18 protein-coding genes are annotated in these 19,048 nt (G+C 71.0%); 8 read left to right on the top strand and 10 right to left on the bottom strand.

Features of this window, described 5'->3' with window-relative positions:
- Nucleotides 1-49 precede the first annotated feature (49 nt).
- Nucleotides 50-583, top strand: coding sequence for a PadR family transcriptional regulator (locus tag ACTMTI_RS14620; protein ID WP_441120840.1), 534 nt, complete (start codon nt 50-52; stop codon nt 581-583).
- 291 nt (nt 584-874) lie between these two features.
- On the opposite strand, the gene ACTMTI_RS14615 is transcribed toward ACTMTI_RS14620, so the two are convergent.
- Nucleotides 875-1,756, bottom strand: coding sequence for a serine protein kinase RIO (locus tag ACTMTI_RS14615; RefSeq protein ID WP_441120839.1), 882 nt, complete (start codon nt 1,754-1,756; stop codon nt 875-877).
- A 231-nt stretch (nt 1,757-1,987) separates the two neighbouring features.
- Between ACTMTI_RS14615 and ACTMTI_RS14610 the strand changes: the two genes are divergently transcribed.
- Complete coding sequence (locus ACTMTI_RS14610; RefSeq protein WP_441120838.1) at nt 1,988-2,548, top strand: hypothetical protein; 561 nt, start codon at nt 1,988-1,990, stop codon at nt 2,546-2,548.
- Between the two features lie 8 nt (nt 2,549-2,556).
- Here the strand turns inward: ACTMTI_RS14610 and ACTMTI_RS14605 are convergent, their stop codons facing one another.
- Together ACTMTI_RS14605 and ACTMTI_RS14600 are read right to left on the bottom strand one after the other, a co-directional pair.
- Nucleotides 2,557-3,123, bottom strand: a complete 567-nt coding sequence (locus tag ACTMTI_RS14605) for a Uma2 family endonuclease (RefSeq protein WP_441120837.1) — start codon at nt 3,121-3,123, stop codon at nt 2,557-2,559.
- 58 nt (nt 3,124-3,181) lie between these two features.
- The gene (locus tag ACTMTI_RS14600) at nt 3,182-3,787 is read right to left on the bottom strand and encodes a hypothetical protein (RefSeq protein WP_441120836.1); all 606 of its coding nucleotides are present in this window, start codon (nt 3,785-3,787) and stop codon (nt 3,182-3,184) included.
- A 138-nt stretch (nt 3,788-3,925) separates the two neighbouring features.
- Between ACTMTI_RS14600 and ACTMTI_RS14595 the strand changes: the two genes are divergently transcribed.
- Together ACTMTI_RS14595 and ACTMTI_RS14590 are read left to right on the top strand one after the other, a co-directional pair.
- Complete coding sequence (locus tag ACTMTI_RS14595; RefSeq protein WP_441120835.1) at nt 3,926-4,693, top strand: glucose 1-dehydrogenase; 768 nt, start codon at nt 3,926-3,928, stop codon at nt 4,691-4,693.
- A gap of 3 nt (nt 4,694-4,696) precedes the next feature.
- Nucleotides 4,697-5,497 (top strand): alpha/beta fold hydrolase, encoded by an 801-nt coding sequence (locus ACTMTI_RS14590; RefSeq protein ID WP_441120834.1) that lies wholly within the window; start codon nt 4,697-4,699, stop codon nt 5,495-5,497.
- 159 nt (nt 5,498-5,656) lie between these two features.
- Here the strand turns inward: ACTMTI_RS14590 and ACTMTI_RS14585 are convergent, their stop codons facing one another.
- Both ACTMTI_RS14585 and ACTMTI_RS14580 read right to left on the bottom strand, forming a co-directional pair.
- On the bottom strand, nt 5,657-6,262 hold the full coding sequence (locus ACTMTI_RS14585) for a DUF4126 domain-containing protein (RefSeq protein ID WP_441120833.1): 606 nt from the start codon (nt 6,260-6,262) through the stop codon (nt 5,657-5,659).
- Between the two features lie 4 nt (nt 6,263-6,266).
- Complete coding sequence (locus ACTMTI_RS14580; protein ID WP_441120832.1) at nt 6,267-7,172, bottom strand: phosphotransferase; 906 nt, start codon at nt 7,170-7,172, stop codon at nt 6,267-6,269.
- A gap of 69 nt (nt 7,173-7,241) precedes the next feature.
- Between ACTMTI_RS14580 and ACTMTI_RS14575 the strand changes: the two genes are divergently transcribed.
- Entirely contained in the window at nt 7,242-9,602 is a 2,361-nt protein-coding gene (locus tag ACTMTI_RS14575) for a GcvT family protein (RefSeq protein WP_441120831.1), read from the top strand.
- On the opposite strand, the gene ACTMTI_RS14570 is transcribed toward ACTMTI_RS14575, so the two are convergent.
- The 5 genes from ACTMTI_RS14570 to ACTMTI_RS14550 form a co-directional block, all read right to left on the bottom strand.
- On the bottom strand, nt 9,580-10,338 hold the full coding sequence (locus tag ACTMTI_RS14570) for a GntR family transcriptional regulator (RefSeq protein ID WP_441120830.1): 759 nt from the start codon (nt 10,336-10,338) through the stop codon (nt 9,580-9,582). The two genes, ACTMTI_RS14575 and ACTMTI_RS14570, sit on opposite strands and share 23 nt — an antisense overlap.
- A gap of 63 nt (nt 10,339-10,401) precedes the next feature.
- On the bottom strand, nt 10,402-11,217 hold the full coding sequence (locus ACTMTI_RS14565) for a carbohydrate ABC transporter permease (RefSeq protein ID WP_441120829.1): 816 nt from the start codon (nt 11,215-11,217) through the stop codon (nt 10,402-10,404).
- Between the two features lie 2 nt (nt 11,218-11,219).
- Nucleotides 11,220-12,182: a carbohydrate ABC transporter permease gene (locus ACTMTI_RS14560; RefSeq protein WP_441120828.1), complete on the bottom strand. Its 963-nt coding sequence runs from the start codon at nt 12,180-12,182 to the stop codon at nt 11,220-11,222.
- Entirely contained in the window at nt 12,172-13,488 is a 1,317-nt protein-coding gene (locus tag ACTMTI_RS14555; RefSeq protein ID WP_441120827.1) for an ABC transporter substrate-binding protein, read from the bottom strand. The genes ACTMTI_RS14560 and ACTMTI_RS14555 overlap by 11 nt, the downstream gene beginning before the upstream one ends.
- A gap of 52 nt (nt 13,489-13,540) precedes the next feature.
- A complete protein-coding gene (locus tag ACTMTI_RS14550) occupies nt 13,541-14,800 on the bottom strand; it encodes an ROK family protein (RefSeq protein ID WP_441120826.1) in 1,260 nt (419 codons plus the stop codon).
- Between the two features lie 92 nt (nt 14,801-14,892).
- Between ACTMTI_RS14550 and ACTMTI_RS14545 the strand changes: the two genes are divergently transcribed.
- The 3 genes from ACTMTI_RS14545 to ACTMTI_RS14535 are packed head-to-tail and all read left to right on the top strand — an operon-like array spanning nt 14,893 to nt 18,979.
- Nucleotides 14,893-17,046: an alpha-N-acetylglucosaminidase TIM-barrel domain-containing protein gene (locus ACTMTI_RS14545; RefSeq protein ID WP_441120825.1), complete on the top strand. Its 2,154-nt coding sequence runs from the start codon at nt 14,893-14,895 to the stop codon at nt 17,044-17,046.
- Nucleotides 17,047-17,054: 8 nt separating this feature from the next.
- Nucleotides 17,055-17,957, top strand: a complete 903-nt coding sequence (locus ACTMTI_RS14540; RefSeq protein ID WP_441120824.1) for an N-acetylmuramic acid 6-phosphate etherase — start codon at nt 17,055-17,057, stop codon at nt 17,955-17,957.
- Nucleotides 17,954-18,979 carry an N-acetylglucosamine kinase gene (locus ACTMTI_RS14535; protein WP_441120823.1) on the top strand — a complete coding sequence of 342 codons (1,026 nt, stop codon included), beginning with the start codon at nt 17,954-17,956 and terminating at the stop codon, nt 18,977-18,979. The genes ACTMTI_RS14540 and ACTMTI_RS14535 overlap by 4 nt, the downstream gene beginning before the upstream one ends.
- The last annotated feature ends 69 nt before the right edge of the window (nt 18,980-19,048 follow it).

Genomic DNA, 19,048 nt, shown 5'->3' with positions numbered 1-19,048 from the left:
CATCGTGTATCGCAGCCAATATATATCGGATTCGAGGTATGCTGGCGTCATGTTGGAGCTGGCGATACTCGGGTTCCTCAGGGATCAGCCCTTACACGGCTACGACCTCCGCAAGCGGGTGGCCGCCTTGATGGGGCACGTACGTCCGGTGGCCGACGGCACCCTCTACCCGGCGATCAAACGCATGGCCGCGGCCGGCTGGCTGATCAGGAAGGACGAGCCGGGAGCGGCCGCCGCCCCCCGGCGCATGCTCTACCTGACGAGCGAGGGGCGGGCGGAGCTGGAACGGCGGCTGCGGGAGCCGGACGAGCTCGACATCAGCGACGAGAACCGGTGGTTCACGCTGCTGGCGTTCCTCCGCCATCTCGCCGACCCGAGGCGGCAGGCGGCCGTGCTGCGCAGGCGGCTGGCGTTCCTGGAGGAGCCGACGAGCTTCTTCTATGAGGGGAATCGGCCGATGGCGGCCGAGGAGTTCGGCGACCCGTTCCGCCAAGGGCTGCTGACCATCGCCCACGCCACCAGCCAGGCCGAGCTGGCCTGGCTCCGCGCCACCATCGACGCCCTGGACGGGCCTCCCGCCTGATTGCCGTGCGCCCGACCGATCCCTCGCTTCCGGCGGGCCCGGCCGTTGCCAATCCCACCGGCGACAGGCGCGTCCCGCAGCCGTGTGGCGCCCGTGTCCGTGTGGCGCCCGTGTCCGTGTGGCGCCCCTCGTTCTTGCGGTGCATCGCAGCCCGCCGATGGAGGGTGCGAGCGGTGCTTTGTCGGAGTGGGCAACGTGCGACCGGTCGGCGAGCCGCCGAAGTGCCGCTCGCCTTCACCGGCGTCATGGGTGATGTGGTGCCGCGTGTTGTCTTCTGGGTGCGGGGACGGGTTACCGGGTGAGGCCGGCCTCCGTGCGGAGGAGGGTGGCCAGCGACTCCGGGTCGGCGACCGTGACCCCCTTGGCGGCGAACCAGGTGGCGACGTTGCGGGCGTCGCGGTCGAGGAAAGACGGACCGGCCGGGTGGGCGATCACGTCCACGATCTGCGGCAGGTCGATGATCACCAGCCTGCCGTCGTGGACCAGCAGGTTGTACGGTGACAGGTCCCCGTGAGCCAGTCCCTCCCCGGCCAGCGTGACCATGGCCGCGACCAGCTGCTTCCACAGGTCGTCCAGGCCGTCGGCCACCTGTGCCAGGCGCGGTGCCGCATACCCGTCCGATGAGCCGATGAACTCCTGCAAGATCTCCGTCCCCACGATCTGCACCGGGTACGGCACCGGAACCCCGAGCTCCCACAGGCGGCACAGCGCCCCGAACTCGGCCACCGCCCACTGCGCGGCGATCACCTGCTTGCCGAACGCGGTGCGGTTGGCCATGGCCCGGTTCATGCGGTCGTCGCGGGTCGCGCGGCCCTCCAGATAGCCCGAGTCGCGATGGAACAGGCGGTGCTCGGCGGAGCGGTAGCGCTTGGCGGCCAGCAGGCATACCCGGTCCGTGCCGGGCACGCCTCTGGAGATCAGATGGACGTCGGCTTCCTTGCCGGTCTTGAGCACGCCGTGCTCGGTGTCGACGGCGGCCAGCTCGGTGACCAGCCAGCCGGGATACGGCCGGGGACCCTTCTCCGTGGGCGTGCTCTGGTCCCAGGTGGACCAGCGGTCGCCCTCGGGTGGGCCGTCATCGGAGGGGGTGTCGGATGCGCTCTCGAGCCATTCGATGTCATCGGCGTCGAGGGCGTGCTTGCCACGGCTGCGGTATTGCGAGTGCTTCGGCACGGTGGGATTGCTCCAGGTATGAGGCCCACCGGCACGTCGATCACGTCAAGGAACGCCCGGCGGGAAGGTATGAGGACGCGGAAAACGGCACGCAGACAGTCGTCGTCACGGTCTCACCCTCCCTTCGCGTCGCAGCGATCAACTTGGCCGAGTATGCCGGGGCGCGGCCGGCCCATGCAACCGATTAAAAATGCGGTGCGGCGGGCGCGGGCGGGCTTGTAGCGTCCGGGCATGCGACGATGCCCTGAATGCGAGCACTGGGAGCCCGCCGGAGCCCCGGGCTGTGCCCGGTGCGCCGGGCTGGTCGACGAGATCGTCGAGGAAGGCTGGCGTGCCTTCTTGATGCGCGAGTTCGGCACGACGGCGCCGCCCGACGAGCGCCTCATCGCCGAGATGGTCGTCGACGAGCCCGACAAGCACCCGTGGCGCGTGGTCGACGCCGCCTACGACCGGCTGACCTGCGCCGAATGCGGCGGCAGGCTGAGCAGGGGCCCGGTCACGTGCGCCGCCTGCAACCTGGCCAACGGCTTCCGCTACTCGGCCATCGAGATCGACCGGCCCGGGGTGCCGCCGGGGAACGAGCATGCGCTGCGGGTGAACGTGTCCGTGACACGCCGGCCGGACGGGATCTCGGAATCAGAGGTGCTGCTGCGACGGCTGTCGCTGCCCATCCTCCTCGACGGCCTGCTGCCGACGACGGCGCAGGCCCAGGCCACCAAAGCCATGGCCAACGACGGTGCTACGGAGGCCGAGCTGGCCGCGGTCGTCTACGCGGAGTGGGGCCGTGTCTAGTCCTACGGCTACTTCAACGTGAGATCGATGTCCACGTCGAAGCCGATGTTGGTCTGCAGGCGCTTGCGGTGGATACCGGTAGGGACGTAAGCCTTGACTGCGGGTTCGAGTTCGAAGGTGTAAGCCACGGGGAGTCCGTCTTCCTCCTCCACGCGCCAGAAGTACTTGATTCCGGCGTTCGAGTATTTGATCGGCTTCGTGGTCCGGTCCCGCTCCCTGGACTCATCCGAGACGACCTCGACCACGAGGTGCACGTCCTCCGGCTTGAAGGAGGTGAGCTTCATAGAAGTGGTCGCCGACCTCTTCACCATGAGGATGTCGGGCTCCGGCCGCTGGCGCAGGCCCAGAGTGACCGTCATTTCGCGAAGGACCTCCAGATGAGCGGGCGGTTTGAGGGAGTGCTTAATCAGCTCGACCGTATACAGGTGAAAGAGCGTCTGCGGCGACATCATGATGAGTGACCCATCGATCAGCTCGACGTGCTGAGGCGCGTCGGGGGGGAGATGATCGAGCATGTCGGCTGTCCAGCCGCCAGGAGGACCGGGAAAGAACCACTCAGGGAAAGCTGTGGTCATCGAGTTGCCTCCTCGGTGCTCTCACGTGACGAATCCATTCTGCCACGTTCAGTAGTTGTCAGGGTTGCTCTTTGCGTTCCTCCATCGTGCGGCGGTAGAGCTCGTCGATCTGGTCCAGTGGGTCCGGGGCCTGCCGGCGGGCCTCGATCTCCAGGTCGGTGCGCGAGCTGAGGTCGGCGATCCCCGTCCCCGTGTGGTGCACCTGGTCGCTGAGGAGGTCGGCGCGGATGCGGGCGCACATCGCCGTCAGCTTGGCCTGGTGCTCGCGCAGCCGGTTGAGGGTGGCGTGGTCGACGTACGGCGACACGCGACGCTGCTGGGCGTACATCCCGAGCTGCTCGTCGTGGATGTCGGCCTGCGCCGTCAGGTCGGCCAGCAGCCGCGGCAGGTCGCCGAGCCCCCAGCCCTGTCGCTGCGCCTGTTCGACGGCCTGGCGGGTGAGGGACACCTCGCGGCGCAGGTCGAGCCGGAGGCGCTCGACCTCGGCGGCATCGCCGGTGCCCATCGCGTTGACGTGCGTGGTCAGTCGCGTCGTGGCCTGCCTGGCCTTGACCGCGGCCTTCTTGCCCAGCTTGACGAGCAGGTAGACGCCCACGCCCGCCACTAGCAGCAGGAATGCCAGGATCACCAGCACGATGACTAGGACTTCGCCGATCTCCGTCACCCCCTGTTGGTGTTGATGCCTAGAGGATAGTCCGCCCGGACGACCTTGGCGCGCACGACCAAGCAAGCACTTGATCCAAACGGATGGCTGTGCTTCAGTTCACATACCTTCGGATGTGGGCGCGAAAGGGCATTGCTCGTGCTTGATGGCAAGGTTGTGATCGTCACCGGTGGTGCCAGGGGGATGGGCGCGGCCACCGCGCGGCGCTGCGTCGCCGCCGGCGCGCGGGTCGTGCTCACGGATGTGCTCGTCGAGGAGGGTACGGCCACCGCCAAGCAGCTCGATGCCCGGTTCCTCCCGCACGATGTGACCGACCAGGACGGGTGGGCGGCCGTGGTCGCCCGGACGGTGGAGGAGTACGGGCGGCTCGACGGCCTGGTGAACAACGCCGGCATCGCCCTCGCATCCTCCATCGAGCAGCAGTCGCTGGAGGACTTCGAGCGGGTGCTCCGGGTGAACCTGGTGGGCGTCTTCCTGGGGCTCAAGGCCGTGGCCGGCGCCATGCGGGCGTCAGGCGGCGGCTCCATCGTGAACCTGTCGTCGGTCGCGGGGCTCACCGCCCTGCCGGGCACGGGCGGGTACGGCGCGTCCAAGTGGGGCGTGCGCGGGCTCACCAAGATCGCCGCCCTGGAGTTCGGCGGGGACCGCATCCGGGTCAACTCCGTCCATCCCGGCATGATCGTCACCCCCATGACGCTGCCGCTCGGGGCCGTATCGGGTGAGGGGACCTTCCCGCTGGCCCCGGCCGGGCGCTGGGGTGAGCCCGAAGAGGTGGCGGAGGCGATCGCGTTCCTGCTGTCCGACGCGGCCTCGTACGTCACCGGCGCCGAACTCGCCATCGACGGCGGCTGGACGGCGGGGGAGTCGGCGCTGCTGTCCCGCCTGAGCGGAGAAGGGACGGAGTGACCCATGCCGTACGCGGACGTCGACGAGAACATCAAGCTCTTCTATACCGATGACGGGGCCGGGGACGGGCCGCCGCTGCTGCTCGTGCACGGCTGGGGGGCCGACTCGCACCAGTGGTCGTGGCACATCGACGCGCTCGCGGCACGGCACCGGGTGATCGCCGTGGATCTGCGCGGGCACGGATATTCGTCGGTCCCCGAGACGGGCAACACGCCCCGCATGATGGCCGCGGACCTGCACGTCCTCCTCGACCGCTGCCTGGGCATACCGCAGGTGGTCGCGGTCGGGCACTCGATGGGCGCCCAGGTCGTGTCCATTCTCGCCGTCGAGCACCCGGAGCGGTTGCACGGGCTCGTCGCCCTCGATCCCGGCTACGGCGTGACGGCCGAGATCGCCAGGGGCTTTCCCAAGATGATCGCGGGACTGCGCGGCGAACGCGCCAACGCCGTCGCCGAGAAGATCGACGAGTGGTGTACGAACGCCGCCACCCCGGCCGTCATCAGGCGCTGGCACAAGCGCCGGTTGCACGGCATGCCGCCGCACGTGCTCGCGCAGGCGTTCGAGGCCATGTTCATGGTCCCCGACGCCATCGGGACCTGCCCGGCCGGCGACGACTACCTGGCGCGCAGGCGGTGCCCGGTGCTGTCGATCTGGGCGGATCAGGGGCGGGCGAGCTGGGAGGCCGGGCTGCTCAAGAATCCCGCTTCCAAGGTGGTGTGCTGGGAGGGCTCCAGCCATCGGCTGCACGAGGAGCGCCCGGCCGAGTTCGTGCACCTCGTGAGCGGCTGGCTGCGGACCCTGTGAGCACGAAGAGCCCGGCGAGCGGATGCCGCCGGGCTCTTCGCCGTGTGGGCGTGCCAGGGTGAGGGACCTCGTGACGCCCACGCGTTCTGTTCGCCTACCTGGAGATCACCGTAGGGGGTGTGCCAGCGGCGGCGGATCAGCCTGGAGGGGGATCGCGGGTCAGCCTGGAGGGTGATTCCGGGCCGCCGTCCTGCGGGCGCGCGAGCGGCGTACCTTCCTGATCAGCCACCATGCCGGCGCCGCGAGCAGCAGCAGCGCGACGATCACCAGCACGGGCAGGAAGATGGCGACCAGGCTCATGCCGAACGAGCCGGCGTCCTCCACCGCGCTCACGACCGGCGCGCCGACCCCTGCGGTGCCGGCGTTGATCACCGGGCGGGCGGCGGCCTTCAGCGCGTGCACGGCCAGCGCCAGCCCGATCCCCAGCACCCAGCCGGCCCACGGGTTCTCGCTCATCCACGTGGAGTTATCCAGCTCGGCGGCCGCGGCCGTGGCGGAGAAGACCACGCCGCCGGACGCCGGGCGCACCACGGTCTGGATGGCGTCGTTGACGCTGTCGACGGCGGGGACCTTGTCGAGCACCATCTCCGCGAGCAGCAGCACCGCGATCACCGCCAGCACGCCCCAGTTGGACAGCCACGAGTAGCCGTCGGGGAGCCGGACGGTGTCGGTGATGTTCGACAACACGCCCACGACGAGCAGCGGGATGTAGGCGTTCAGGCCTGCGGCCGTGGACAGGCCGAGACCGGTTAATGCGGCGAGCATGCCCCTAGTCTGCCCGGGCGGCCTCGTCCATGAGGTCCGCCAGACCGGATCCGGTGAACTCGGCCACCGCGCGCTTGTACTTCTCCATCCCCCACGACCAGAAGTCGAAGTCGATGCTCTCGTTCGCGCCGTCCTGGATCGAGGCCCACAGCGTCCAGCCGTACTTGGACATCAGGCCCAGGAGCCGGGCGCGGGCGATCTTGTGGCGGAGGCGGCGGCCGTAGTAGGCGGTGACGAGCTCTTCCAGGTGGCCGAGTGGCAGGTCGGACTCGCTCCAGATGTTGCCGAGCTCGAAGCAGGGGTCGTTGTTGCCGGCGTACTCGTAGTCGATCAGCCACAGGCGCTCGCCGTCGTCGAGGATGTTGCCGGGGAGCAGGTCGTTGTTGCAAGGTACGGTGCCTTCCGCCCGTACTTCGAGACATTTCCGGATCTGGGCAACCTGCGGCGTGAAATCCAGGTATTTCGCGGGAAGCCGGAAACCTCGGGATTGCACAATCTCCAGGTACCGCCGCTGGACGTCGAACATGTCGAAGTCGTTCACGAACCGCGGCCCCGCGTGCAGGCGGCGGCAGGCCTCGGCCACCCGCGGCAGGTTCGCCGGATCCCGCAGATCCGCCTCCGTGAACGTCCGCCCCGGCACGAACCCCACCACCAGCACCCCGAGCTCCGGCAGATAGCCGTGCACCGGCGCGCCCACCCCGGCCCGCGCCGCCGCGATGGAGTTCGCGTGCTCGGCGTCCCTATCGATGGCCAGCAGCGACCCGTCGCTGGCCCACACCCGCGCCACGTACGCCCCGCCGGGTGTGGTCACCTTGTAGTTGCGGTTGGTCAGTCCGCCGGGCAACTCCTCGACGGTGCGCGGCACGCCGGACAGCAAGGGGATGTCATCGAGCACCTGGGGCACGGCCATGTTCGATGCTAGGCCCACCTGCGCTAAACGGTCTAGACCTTTTACGGTACGGCGGCTAGCCTCGCGACCATGAGCGACTCGGCCCGCATCGTGATCATCGGCGGCGGAGTGGGCGGCGCGTCCGTCGCCTACCACCTCACCCAACTCGGCGAGCGCGACGTCGTCGTGCTCGAACGCGACCAGCTGACCAGCGGCTCCACCTTCCACTCCGCCGGGCTCGTCGGGCAACTGCGCGCCGACCCCACGCTGACCAGGATGAACCAATACTCCGTCGAGCTCTACCGCACCCTCGACGCCGGCTGGACCGAGTGCGGCGGCATCAAGCTGGCCTCCACCCCCGAGCGGATGGCGGAGATCCGCCGCCAGATCGGCTGGGCGCGCACGTTCGGGCTGCCGCTGGAGGAGATCTCGGTGGCCGAGGCCGTCGAGCTGTTCCCGCTCATGGACCCCGAGGGGGTCGTCGGCGCCGCGTACCTGCCCACGGACGGGCAGATCGATCCGTCCCAGCTGTGCTACGCCCTCGCGGCGCGCGCCCGCGAGGGCGGCGCGGTGATCAGGACCGGCACCCGCGTGCTCGGCATCACCACCGCGCGCGGCCGGGTCACCGGGGTGCGCACCGACCAGGGGGACATCGACTGCGAGATCGTGGTCAACTGCGGCGGCATGTTCGCCGCCGAGATCGGCCGCATGGCCGGGGTGCGGGTCCCGATCGTGCCGATGTCGCACCAGTACGTGGTGAGCGACGCCTTCCACGACCTCGCCGGGCTGCCCACGCTGCGCGACCCGGACCTGCTCGTCTACTACCGGCAGGAGGTGCGCGGCCTGGTCATGGGCGGGTACGAGCGCACGTGCGCGCCCTGGACGGCCGGCCCCAACGCCTACGACGCGGTGCCGGAGGACTTCAACGGCCGCCTGCTGCCGGAAGACTGGGCGCGATTCGAGGAGATTTCCGATAACTCCAGGATCCGGGTGCCCGCGATGGCCGACGTCGGCATACGCAAGCTGATCAACGGCCCTGAGGCCTTCACCCCCGACAACGAGTTCTGCCTCGGCGAGACCGAGGTGGGCGGGTTCTTCGTGGCGGCCGGGTTCTGCGCGCACGGCATCGCGGGCGCGGGCGGCATCGGCAAGGTCATGGCCGAGTGGATCGTCGAGGGCGAGCCCAGCATGGACCTCTGGCACATGGATGTGCGCCGGTTCGGCCGCCACTACCGCTCGCCGTCCTACACGCTCAAGCGCGCGGTCGAGAACTACGAGACGTACTACGACATCCGCTACCCGGGTCACGAGCGGTCGGCGGGGCGGCCGCTGCGGGTCTCGCCCGCGTACGCCTGGCACGCCGCCCACGGGGCCGTCTTCGGGGAGAAGTCGGGCTGGGAGCGGGTCAACTACTACGCGTCCAACGAGAGCGGGGCGGAAGGGGAGCGGCCGAAGGGGTGGGCCGGGCGGTCGTGGTCCCCGGCCATCGGGGTCGAGCACCACGCCACGCGCACCGCGGCGGGGCTGTTCGACGAGAGCTCGTTCGCCAAGATCGAGGTCACCGGTCCGGACGCGGCGGCCCTGCTGGAGTGGGTGTGCGACAACCGGGTCGCGCGCGAGGTGGGCGCGGTCACGTACACGCAGGCGCTCAACCGGCGCGGCGGGATCGAATGCGACTTCACCGTCACGCGGCGCGGCGAGGAGGAGTTCCTGATCGTCACCGGCACCGCGTTCGGCTCGCACGATCTCGGCTGGCTGCGCAAGCAGTCCGCCGCCACCGGCTCCACGGCCAGGATCGCCGACGTCACCGGCCAGTACGCCTGCTTCGCCCTGTGGGGGCCGCGCGCCCGGGACGTCATCGCGGAGCTCACGCCCGACCCGATGGACTTCCCGTTCATGTCCGCGCGGGAGCTCACCGTGGGGGACGTGCCGGTGCTGGCCCTCCGGGTGACGTTCGTGGGGGAGCCGGGCTGGGAGCTCTACTGCTCCACCGAGTACGGGCTCGCGCTGTGGGAGGCCCTGTGGCGGGCGGGGCGGCCGCACGGGCTCGTGGCGGGCGGCTACCGGGCCATCGACAGCCTCCGGCTGGAGAAGGGCTACCGGGTGTGGGGCGCGGACATCGGGCCCGAGACGACGCCGTACGAGGCCGGGCTGGGGTTCTGCGTCAAGCCCGGCAAGGACTTCCTGGGCCGGGACGCGCTCGACCCGGCGCCCCAGCGGCGGCTGCGCTGCGTGACACTGAGCGACCCGGGCGCCGTCGCGCTCGGCAACGAGCCCGTGCGGGTCGACGGCCAGGTGGTCGCGCGGGTCACCTCCGGCGGGTACGGCCACACCGTCCGCAAGTCCATCGCCTACGCCTACCTGACGGCCGAGCCGGGAGCCGACGTCGAGATCGAGGTCGAGGGCGCCTGGGTGGCCGGCACCGTGGTCAAGGACGGCCTGGTGCCGTGACGCCGCTGCGTACCGAGATCCGCACCCGGTCGGGGCGGAACAGGTCACGCGCGAACTCCACCGGCGTCCCGTCGCCGGCGTACGCGGTGCGCTCGATCAGCATCAGCGGCGTGCCCGGCGCGATGCCCAGCTCGGCGGCGTCCTCGGGACCGGCGATCACCGGGGCGAGGTGCTCGACCGCCGTGCGCGGCTCCAGGTCGAAGCGGGCGGCGAGCAGCGCGTAGAGCGAGCCGGTCAGGTCCTGGTCGAGGAAGCCGGGCAGCGTGGGGAAGTATGAGCGCTCCAGCGCCACCGGCGATCGGCCCGCCGAGCGTACCCTGGCCACTTCGTGCACCGGCGAGCCCGCCGCGACCTCCAGCGCCCTGGCCGCCGCCGCCGGCGCGGGCACCGTCGCGGCCGTCAGGATCTTCGCCTCGGCCCGCAGGTGGGCCCGCCGCATCTGCTCGGTGAACCCGGCCAGCCCCGTCAGATCGCACTCGATGCGCGGCTCGGCCACGAACGCCCCGCCCGACCTGCCCGGCACCCGGACGAGGACGCCGTCGTGCTCCAGCGTGGCCAGTGCCTGCCGGAGCGTCATCCGGCTCACGCCGAGCCGCCCGGCCAGCTCCCGCTCGCCGGGCAGCCGGTCGCCCGGCGCCAGCTCGCCGGTGGAGATCGATTCGAGCAGCCACCGCTCGATCTGCACGTGCGCGGGGACTCCCGTGCCGCGCTCCAGCTCCGGCGGTGTCCCTACCACACCGCATCTTGACACGGACTTCGGCACGAATGCCAAAAACCAGCCCGCGTCACCCTTTCGCGCTCAGCCCTTGATGGCACCCTGGGTGATGCCGTTGACGAAGCTGCGCTGGAAGACGAGGTACACGACGACGATCGGCGCGATGACGATCAGGCAGGCCGCCGCCAGCAACGGGATGTCCGTGGTGTACTGGCCGACGAAGAGTCCCAGGCCGCCCGGCGCAGTGCGCCGGTCCGGGTCCTGCATCATGACCAGGACCAGCATGAACTGGTTCCACGACCACATGAAGTACAGCACCGACAGCGTGGTGATCGCCGGCCACGAAATGGGCAGCAGCACCCGCGCCAGCACGATGAGATCCCTGGCGCCGTCGATGCGCGCCGCCTCGACGAGTTCCTCGGGCACGTTCGAGAAGTGGGTCTGCATCCAGTACACCCCGAACGGCATGAACAGGGCCGCCTCGGCGAGGATGATGCCGGTGTAGGAGTTGGTGAGGCCGACCTCGCGCAGGTTGAAGTAGAGCGCCACCACGATGACCTCCATCGGCAGCGTGAGCCCCAGCACGAAGGCGAACGACAGCGGCCGGTGGCCCCACACCTTGAGGATCGCCAGCCCGTAGCCGGCCAGAGTGGCCAGCACCACCGAGAGCGGCACCACGAAGACCGCGATCAGCACGCTCGAGCGCATGAGGGCGGTCATGTTGCCCCGCTCCCAGGCGAGCGCGAAGTTCTCCCACGACCACCGGTCCGGGATGCTCAACCCGTCGACCTGCGCGCCAGGGGGATGCAGGGCGGCCAGGATGATGCCGATGAACGGCACCAGGATCATGGCCGCCATCAGGACGAGCACTCCGTAGCGGACACTGACACCGCCGCGCATGTTCACTTCTCATCATCCCTGGTGAAGTATCGGACGGCGCTGACGACGGCGATCACGATCACGGTCAGCACGACGGCCAGCGCGCTGGCGCCGCCGATGTCGCCCTCGTTGAAGGCCAGCCGATAGACGAGCAGGCCGGGCACGTTGGTCTGCCCCGCCGGTCCGCCGTTCGTCGTGACGAAGACGAGGTCGAAGCTCGCCAGCGCCGCGATCGTGGTGATGACGCCGGCGACCGTGATCTCCCTGCGCACCCCGGGCACGGTGACGTGCCGGAACTGCCGGAACGCCCCCGCTCCGTCGAGCTTGGCCGCCTCGTACAGGGACGGGTCGATCTTCTGCGCGCCGGCGATGAAGAGCATCATGCACAGCCCGCTCATCGTCCAGGTTCCGATGAGCCCGAGCGCGATCAGTGCCAGCTGGTAGTCGCCCAGCCAGGCGCGGGTGATCGCCCCCAGCCCCACGACGTCGAGGAACTGGTTGACGACGCCGGAGTCGCTGTAGAGCCATCGCCAGGTGATGCCGACGGCGACCAGCGGCAGCACCTGGGGGAGGAAGAAGACGATCCGGAAGAACGTCATCCCCCGGCGCACCTTCCCCATCAGCAGGGCTGTCATGAGCAGCCCGACGCCAATGGGGATGAACGAGAAGAAGATGATCAGCGCGAGGCTGTGCAGGATGGCCTCGGACAGCGCCGAATCCCGAAAAATCTTGACGTAGTTGCCAAGGCCCGCCCAGGTGGCCGGCAGGATGCCGTCCCAGGTCAGCAGCGACAGGCGCAGCGTGTTGATCGCCGGCCAGATGGCGAATCCCAGGTACACCGCGAGCGCGGGCAGCACATAAAGCCAGCCCCGCGCCCGTTGCCCGCGCCGGCGCGGGGGACGGGTGTGCCCGCCGGCCACCCGCTCCCCGCCGCGGGCCGGAGCGGCCCGCGGCGGGGAGATGGACGGCGTCATATCACGAGCCATGGTGTCCGTCCCACGACTCCTGAAGAGACTTCAGGAAGGCGTCGGCGGTCATCTTGCCGCTGATCAGGCCCTGGATGCCCGGGGTCAGTTTGTCGATCATGCCGGGGGAGGCGTAGTCCGGGAACGGGACGATCCCGTTGTTCTGCGCCACCGGCGTGAAGACGCTCGCGATCTCACCGCGCAGGCCCTCGGCGCCCAGCTCGGCCTTGGTGTCGACCGGCATGAACCCGCCGTCGAACTCGATCTTCGCCGCCTCCGGCGAGCTCAGGTAGTCGAGGAACGCCGCGGCGACGTTCGGGTGCTTGCTCTTCGACGAGATGGCGTACGCGACGCTCGCTCCCGAGGCGACGTTCGCCGGCTGGTCGGTGGCCGTGGGCATGAGGAAGAAGCCGACGTCGTCCCCCAGCTCCTTCTCCACAGCGGTGGCGCCCCAGTTGCCGGTCACCAGGAACGCGCTCTTGCCCTTGGCGAAGCTCGCCAGCGCGTCGGCGTCCGCCGTGGCGCTCGCCGACTCGGGGAAGAAGCCCTTCTTCGCCCAGTCGGCCATCATCTGGGTGGCCTTCCGCGCGCCGTCGTTCTCGATTGTCGCGCCCGGCTTGCCGTACACCCAGGCCCGGTAGTCGTCGACGTCGCCCGTGACGTTGAGCAGCGCGTTCCACAGGTGGAAACCGCCGACCTGGAGCCCGCCGAGCATCAGCGGGGTCTGGCCGGAGTCCTTCACCTTCTGCATCGCGGCCTCGAACTCGGCCAGCGTCTTCGGTGCCGCCGTCACCATCTTCTTGTTGTAGTAGACGCCGACCACGGACAGCCCGCCGGGCACGGCGTACAGGCCGCCGGTCCCGAACTGCTTGGCCGACTTGTCGGAGCTGAGGATCTCGAGGGTCGACGGCGGGAACTTGGTGTTCCAGCCGTAGGCCTTGGCCCACGGGCCGAGGTCCAGGATGAGGCCGGCCGGGACCAGGGAGTTCATCGCACCGGGGTTGTACTGGGCGATGTCCGGTGCCGCGTCGGAGGACATCGCGAGCTTGATCGACTTGATGTAGTCGTTGAACGGCGTCATCTGGGGCTTGATGGTGACGTTCGGGTGCTTCTTGGTGAAGCCGTCGATCAGCGTCTGGGTGGGCGGGTCGTTGCTGTAGGCCAGGGTGAGCGTCACCGGGTCACTGGGGATGGTCGTTGACACGTCGACCTTCGGCGCCGTGCCCCCGCCCGTGCTCCCACCGGTGCCCGCGCAGGCCGTCAGAGTTAATGCCGCCGTGACGCCGAGCGCCACGAGCGCGGTGTGTCGCCGGGCTGGTGTCGTCATTCGCATGACCTTTCTCCTCTATCAGGTGATGGCGTCGGCTGGCGCGTCGTCTTCAACGGCCCTCATGACGACCGGTTCTCACCAGGCCGAACCTGGTGCGCTCGATCTCGTCCAGCGAGTGGAGCAGCGCCCCGTGGACGACGGCGTCCTCCTGGAGCGTCGAGACCTCCAGCGCCGGCTGGTCCAACGGCTCGCCGGACAGATGCCGCCGGAGCGCCGCGAGCAGGGTCTCGCCGCATCTGGTCAAGGGGCCGCCGATGACGACGAGCCGCGGATTGAGGATCGCCCGGATCACGGCGATGCCTTTGGCGAAGCGGCGGGCCACCACGTCGATCGCCTCCAGGGCCGCCGGCCTGCCGTCGACGACGGCGTCCAGCACGGCCTCGAACGCGAGCTCTCCGGCGGCTTCGATCCGGGCCAGGAACGCGTCGTCGCCGGCGCGCCCGGCCGCCGCCTTGGCCTGGCGCACGATCTCCTCGCCGCCGACCCGGTCCTCGAACGGGCCGAGGCCGTGCGGATGGCGGGACGCGGAAGGGCCGGTGCTCTCCCCGCCGGTGAACAGATCGAGGAAGCCGACGTCGCCGGCGTCGTTGGAGGCGCCGCGGTAGAGCTCGCCGTTCAGCACGATTCCGGCGCCGACGCGCTCGCCCCAGTGGACCATCACCAGCGAGTCCTCGCGCCGCTCCGCGTCTCGCCACCGTTCGCCCTGCGTCGCCAGCTTGACGTCGTTGTCCAGGTAGATCGGGCAGCCGAGCGTCTCCTTCAGCCGCCGGAGGAGGACGTCGCCGGCCAGGCCGGGCATGCTCGGGATGAGCTTGATGACCCCGGCCGCCGGGTCGACGATGCCGGGGGTGCCCACCGAGGCGAACCAGAGGTCGCCGGTCGTGATGCCCGTCGCGCGCAGCGTCCGGTCCACCGTGGCCAGGAGTGTCTCCACCACCTGTTCACCGCTGGGACCGGCGCCGAGCTGCACCGCGTCCGCCGCGGTGACCGCACCGGCCAGGTCCGCCACCGCCACCCGGACGTCCTGCGGGCTGATCGACAGGCCCAGCACGTGGCCGGCCTCCGCGCGGAAACGCACGAGCTGCGCGGGGCGCCCCGCCCGGTTGGAGTCGCGGTCGAGGGAGCCGAATTCGACGAGGCCCTCCTCGGCCAGCGCGTTGAGCGAGCGGGTGACCGCCTGCCTGGACAGCCCCACCGCCTTGGCCAGCGCGGACACGCTCATGCTGGTCTCGGCCCGCAGCCGGCGCAGGATCGCGGCCGCGTTGACCTCGCGCATGAACTGCGTGCCCGCGGCGACCAGCTGTTCCATGGCTTTCTCCCAGCCCTTTGCCGATGTGGCGGTACGCTAGCATATTAATTATGGACCGTACGGAATTAATCCGTCGAGGGGTGTGACCTGCGATGTTGTCCGGTGACGGCGAGCATGCGCCGCTGTGGGCGGACGCGGTCCGCGGCCTCGCCCACCGCGTTCTGGGGCCGGTGGCGGAGTCGGTCCGGTTCGCCGCGCGTGACGGCCAGGGGCGCGACTACGCGTACGAGGCGAAGGGCGGCACGCTCACCGTCGCCGCGACCGACGGGGTGAGCGCGTCCGTCGCGCTCCATCACTATCTCCGGCGCCACTGCGGCATGTCCGTGGGCTGGGACACGGTGCTGCCCCTGCGGCTGACGTCCCTTCCCGGCGCCCCGCTCCATCAGGGCTCGGCGCGCGTCCAGGAGGGCTACTACTTCAACTTCTGCACCTTCAGCTACACGATGCCCTACTGGGACTGGGCCGACTGGGAACGCGAGATCGACTGGATGGCCCTGCACGGCATCACCATGCCGCTCGCCATCACCGGCCACGAGGCCGCGCTGCACGCCGCCTACTCCCTCCTCGGCCTCGACGACCACCAGATCCGCCGCTTCCTGGGCGGGCCGGGCTACCTGCCGTTCCAGTTCATGGGCTGCCTGGACGACTTCGCCGGTCCGCTGCCCGCATCCTGGATCGACGGCCATCGCGAGCTCGGAGCGCGCATCCTCGAACGCGAGCGCGCCTTCGGCATGACGCCCGTGCTCCCGGCCTTCACCGGACACGTCCCACGCGAGGTCGCGGCGACGGCGCGCGCCGGTCGCCGCCAATGGCAGGGGTTCGAGACCTGGGTCCTCGACCCGGCCGACCCGCTGTACGAGCGGATCGGCGCCGAGATCGCCCGCGCCCAGATCAAGCTCTTCGGCACCGACCACCTGTACGCCGCCGACCCGTTCATCGAGATGATCCCCATCGACGCCGACCCGGCCTATCCCGGGGCCGTGGCGGCGGCGACGCTGGCCGGCCTGCGGGCCGCCGACCCGGACGCGGTGTGGCTCATGCAAGCCTGGCCGTTCTCCTACCAGCGGGAGTTCTGGACCGAGGACCGCGTCACCGCCTTTCTCGACGCGATTCCCCACGACCAGATGCTCGTGGCGGACCTTTGGGCGGAGTACGACCCGCTGTGGGGCCACTTCGAGGAGTTCTCCGGAAAGCCATGGCTGTGGTGCGCGCTGCTCAACTTCGGCGGCCGCACCGATCCGGCCGCCGACCTGCATGGAGTGCCGGTCGCGATCGACGCGGCCCTGGCGGCGAAGAGCCCGCCCACCGGCCTCGGCCTGTCCATGGAGGCCACCCGCAACAACCCCGTCTTCTTCGAGCTGGTGGCCGACCAGATCTGGAACCGGGTGCCCGACCTCGGCGCCTGGCTCGACGCCTTCGTGACCCAGCGATACGGGGGCCGGTCGACGGCCGAGCTGCGGGCGGCCTGGCAGGGGCTCCTGGACACCGTCTACGACACCCGGAGCCTGCCGATCCTGCCCCAGGCGTTCGAAGGCGTCATCACCGCGGTGCCCTCCTACGAGCGTGGCCCGGCGGAGCTCCGTGCCGACGTCGCCGGTGTCCTGTGGTACCGGCCGGAAGCCCTCGCCGCGGCCTGGGAGCGGATGATCGAGGTGGCCGAGCGCGACCCCGACCTGGCCGCAGGGCCGCTGGGGCACGACCTCGTCGAGGCCGGCATCGCGTACATGGCCAGGGTCGCCGACCGCTTCTGCCTCGACGCCGTGGAGTCGGCGGGCAGCCCGGCGCTGGTCGCCCGGTTCCTGAAGGTCTTCGAGGACCTCGACCGGATGCTGGCCTGCCGCCCCGAATACACCTTCCAGCACTGGGAGGACAAAGCCCTGTCGTGGGCCGCCGAGCCGGCCGGCCGCGAGGTCCTGCTGGACAACGCCCGCCGCATCATCACGGTGTGGGGCACCGCGGACAGCCCCCTGCTCGACGACTACGCGGCCCGGCACTGGGCGGGGCTCGTCGGCGGCTACTACCGCGACCGCTGGGAGCTGTGGGCGCGGGGCCTCGACCGCGCGCTCGCCGGCGAGCCCGGCGCCGAGGCGGAGCTGCGCGAACGGCTCCGCGAGCGGGCCGAGGCCTTCCTGCGGGAGGGCGCCGCGCGGGTGGAGACGGGTGACCTGGTCGCGGAGTCCCGCCAGCTGCTCACCGCGTACGCGGGCGCATTCGGCGCGGATTCGGAAGCGGAAGGCGAACGATGAGGAGCACGATGACGCACCTGACACCACCGACCGAGGGCCGCAACCCGCGCACCGCCGCCATCGACACCCTGGAGTCCGGCGACGTCCTCCGGCTGCTGCTGGACGAGGACGCCAGAGCGGTCGAGGCCGCCCGCGCCGCGACCGGGCCGCTCGCCCGGGCGGTGGACGAGGCGCATCTCCGGCTGAGCCGGGGCGGGAGCGTGCACTACTTCGGCGCCGGCGCGTCCGGGCGGCTGGCGGTGCTGGACGCCACCGAGATCACGCCGACGTTCGGGGTGGCGCGTGAGCTGTTCACAGCGCACTTCGCCGGCGGGCCCGCGGCGCTCACGGACTCGTCCGTCGACCGGGAGGACGCCGAGGAACTCGGGGCCGCCGACGCCGGGACGCTCGGCGAGAACAGCGTGGCGATCGGGATCACGGCCTCCGGCTCCACCGCGTACGTGGCCGGGGCGCTGCGCGCGGCCAGGGCCGCCGGCGCGCTCACGGTGCTGGTCACCAGCAACCCGGACGCGCCGCTGCGCGAGCTGGCCGAGATCGTCGTCGTCGCCGACACGGGGCCCGAGGCGCTCACCGGCTCCACCCGGCTCAAGGCGGGCACGGCCACCAAGGTGCTGCTGAACGCGTTCTCGACAGCCCTCATGATCAAGGCGGGGCGTACGTACGGCAACCTCATGGTCGGGCTGGTCGCCACCAACGCCAAGCTCGGCGAGCGCGCGGTGCGCCTGCTCGTGGAGGCGACCGGCGAGGACGCGGCGGCCTGCCGCGCCGCGCTGGACGAGGCCGACGGGCGGATCCCGGAGGCGCTCGTGCGGCTGCTCACCGGCTGCCCGGCCGAGCAGGCGCGGGCCGCGCTGGCCGCGCACCCGGGCGTCCGGGCGGCCGTCGCCGCGCTCGGCGGGCGCGCCGGATGAGCCGGAGCGGCTTCGCCGGCGTGGACGTCGGCGGCGGAGGCGTCAGGGTAAGGATCGAGGCAGGCGGGGCGAACGCCTACGGGGACGACGCGGCTCCTGTGCCCCGCGACAAGGGCCGGGTGGACCTCGACCGCCTCGCCGCGCGCATCGCCGCCGTCATCGAGAAGGCGACGCAGCCGCCGGACCGGCGCGGCGGAGGCGGCCGCGAGGGCGAATTCGCCGTTCCGGAGCGGCTGGCCGGGATGGCGATCGGGGTGACCGGGCTGCCCGGCCTGGTCAAGGACCCGGGGACGCTGTGGCACGCGCTGCGGGAGCGGTTCGGGCTGGGCGCGCTCGTGGTCGCGGGCGACATGGTCACCACGCACGTGGGCGCGCTCGGGTTCCGGCCGGGAGTCGTCGTCGCGGCGGGCACCGGCGTGATCACGCTCGGCACCGACCTGGCCGGCGTCTGGAACCAGGCCGACGGGTGGGGGCACCTGCTGGGCGACCACGGCAGCGGAGCCTGGGTCGGCATGCAGGGCCTGCACGCCGCCCTGCGCGCGCACGACGGCCGGGCCGGCGGCTCGCCCGCCCTGCTCGAACGCATGACCGCCCGCTTCGGCCACCCGCTCGACCTGGTGGCGCTCGTCTACGAGTCGGGCTCGGCGGCCAACCACCTGGCGTCGTTCGCGCCGTCGGTCGCCGAGGCGGCCCGCGCCGGGGATCCGGTCGCCCGCCGCATCTGGGCCGAGGCCGGCCGCCAGCTCGGCGAGGCCGCGGTCGCCGCCGCGTCCGGCCTCGAACCGGTCTTCTCCTGGGGCGGCCGCCTCTTCGACGCCGCCGACCTGCTGATGGAGCCGTTCCAGGACACCGTGCGGGCGCTGCTGCCCGGCGCCCAGTTCGCGCCGCCGCTGGGCACCTCGGCCGACGGCGCGCTCGCCCTGGCCAGGGCCGCCGCAGACGGCGCCGTCCAGCCGCACCACCCTTACCTGTACGTCTTCACCGCCGACCGGAGCCGGACCGGCGCCGGGACGGGTGCCTGATCGGCGTCATCCCCGCCGGTCGCGGGGCGGGGCCGTGAGTCATCCTGCCGGCCGGCCGGACGGGCGGGG

This window comes from Nonomuraea sp. H19 (assembly GCF_052068215.1).
In the GTDB taxonomy this organism is placed as follows: Bacteria; Actinomycetota; Actinomycetes; order Streptosporangiales; family Streptosporangiaceae; genus Nonomuraea.
Note: the sequence above shows the minus strand (reverse complement) of the source record. Positions and strands in the feature narration are given on the sequence as shown.

What these genes read in the sequence shown, in the direction of transcription:
- ACTMTI_RS14620 (WP_441120840.1), top strand. Translation starts at nt 50, where the DNA reads ATGTTGGAGCTGGCGATACTCGGGTTCCTCAGGGATCAGCCCTTACAC.
- ACTMTI_RS14610 (WP_441120838.1), top strand. Translation starts at nt 1,988, where the DNA reads ATGCGACGATGCCCTGAATGCGAGCACTGGGAGCCCGCCGGAGCCCCG.
- ACTMTI_RS14605 (WP_441120837.1), bottom strand. Translation starts at nt 3,123, where the DNA reads ATGACCACAGCTTTCCCTGAGTGGTTCTTTCCCGGTCCTCCTGGCGGC.
- ACTMTI_RS14590 (WP_441120834.1), top strand. Translation starts at nt 4,697, where the DNA reads ATGCCGTACGCGGACGTCGACGAGAACATCAAGCTCTTCTATACCGAT.
- ACTMTI_RS14585 (WP_441120833.1), bottom strand. Translation starts at nt 6,262, where the DNA reads ATGCTCGCCGCATTAACCGGTCTCGGCCTGTCCACGGCCGCAGGCCTG.
- ACTMTI_RS14580 (WP_441120832.1), bottom strand. Translation starts at nt 7,172, where the DNA reads ATGGCCGTGCCCCAGGTGCTCGATGACATCCCCTTGCTGTCCGGCGTG.
- ACTMTI_RS14575 (WP_441120831.1), top strand. Translation starts at nt 7,242, where the DNA reads ATGAGCGACTCGGCCCGCATCGTGATCATCGGCGGCGGAGTGGGCGGC.
- ACTMTI_RS14565 (WP_441120829.1), bottom strand. Translation starts at nt 11,217, where the DNA reads ATGCGCGGCGGTGTCAGTGTCCGCTACGGAGTGCTCGTCCTGATGGCG.
- ACTMTI_RS14560 (WP_441120828.1), bottom strand. Translation starts at nt 12,182, where the DNA reads ATGGCTCGTGATATGACGCCGTCCATCTCCCCGCCGCGGGCCGCTCCG.
- ACTMTI_RS14555 (WP_441120827.1), bottom strand. Translation starts at nt 13,488, where the DNA reads ATGACGACACCAGCCCGGCGACACACCGCGCTCGTGGCGCTCGGCGTC.
- ACTMTI_RS14550 (WP_441120826.1), bottom strand. Translation starts at nt 14,800, where the DNA reads ATGGAACAGCTGGTCGCCGCGGGCACGCAGTTCATGCGCGAGGTCAAC.
- ACTMTI_RS14545 (WP_441120825.1), top strand. Translation starts at nt 14,893, where the DNA reads ATGTTGTCCGGTGACGGCGAGCATGCGCCGCTGTGGGCGGACGCGGTC.
- ACTMTI_RS14540 (WP_441120824.1), top strand. Translation starts at nt 17,055, where the DNA reads ATGACGCACCTGACACCACCGACCGAGGGCCGCAACCCGCGCACCGCC.
- ACTMTI_RS14535 (WP_441120823.1), top strand. Translation starts at nt 17,954, where the DNA reads ATGAGCCGGAGCGGCTTCGCCGGCGTGGACGTCGGCGGCGGAGGCGTC.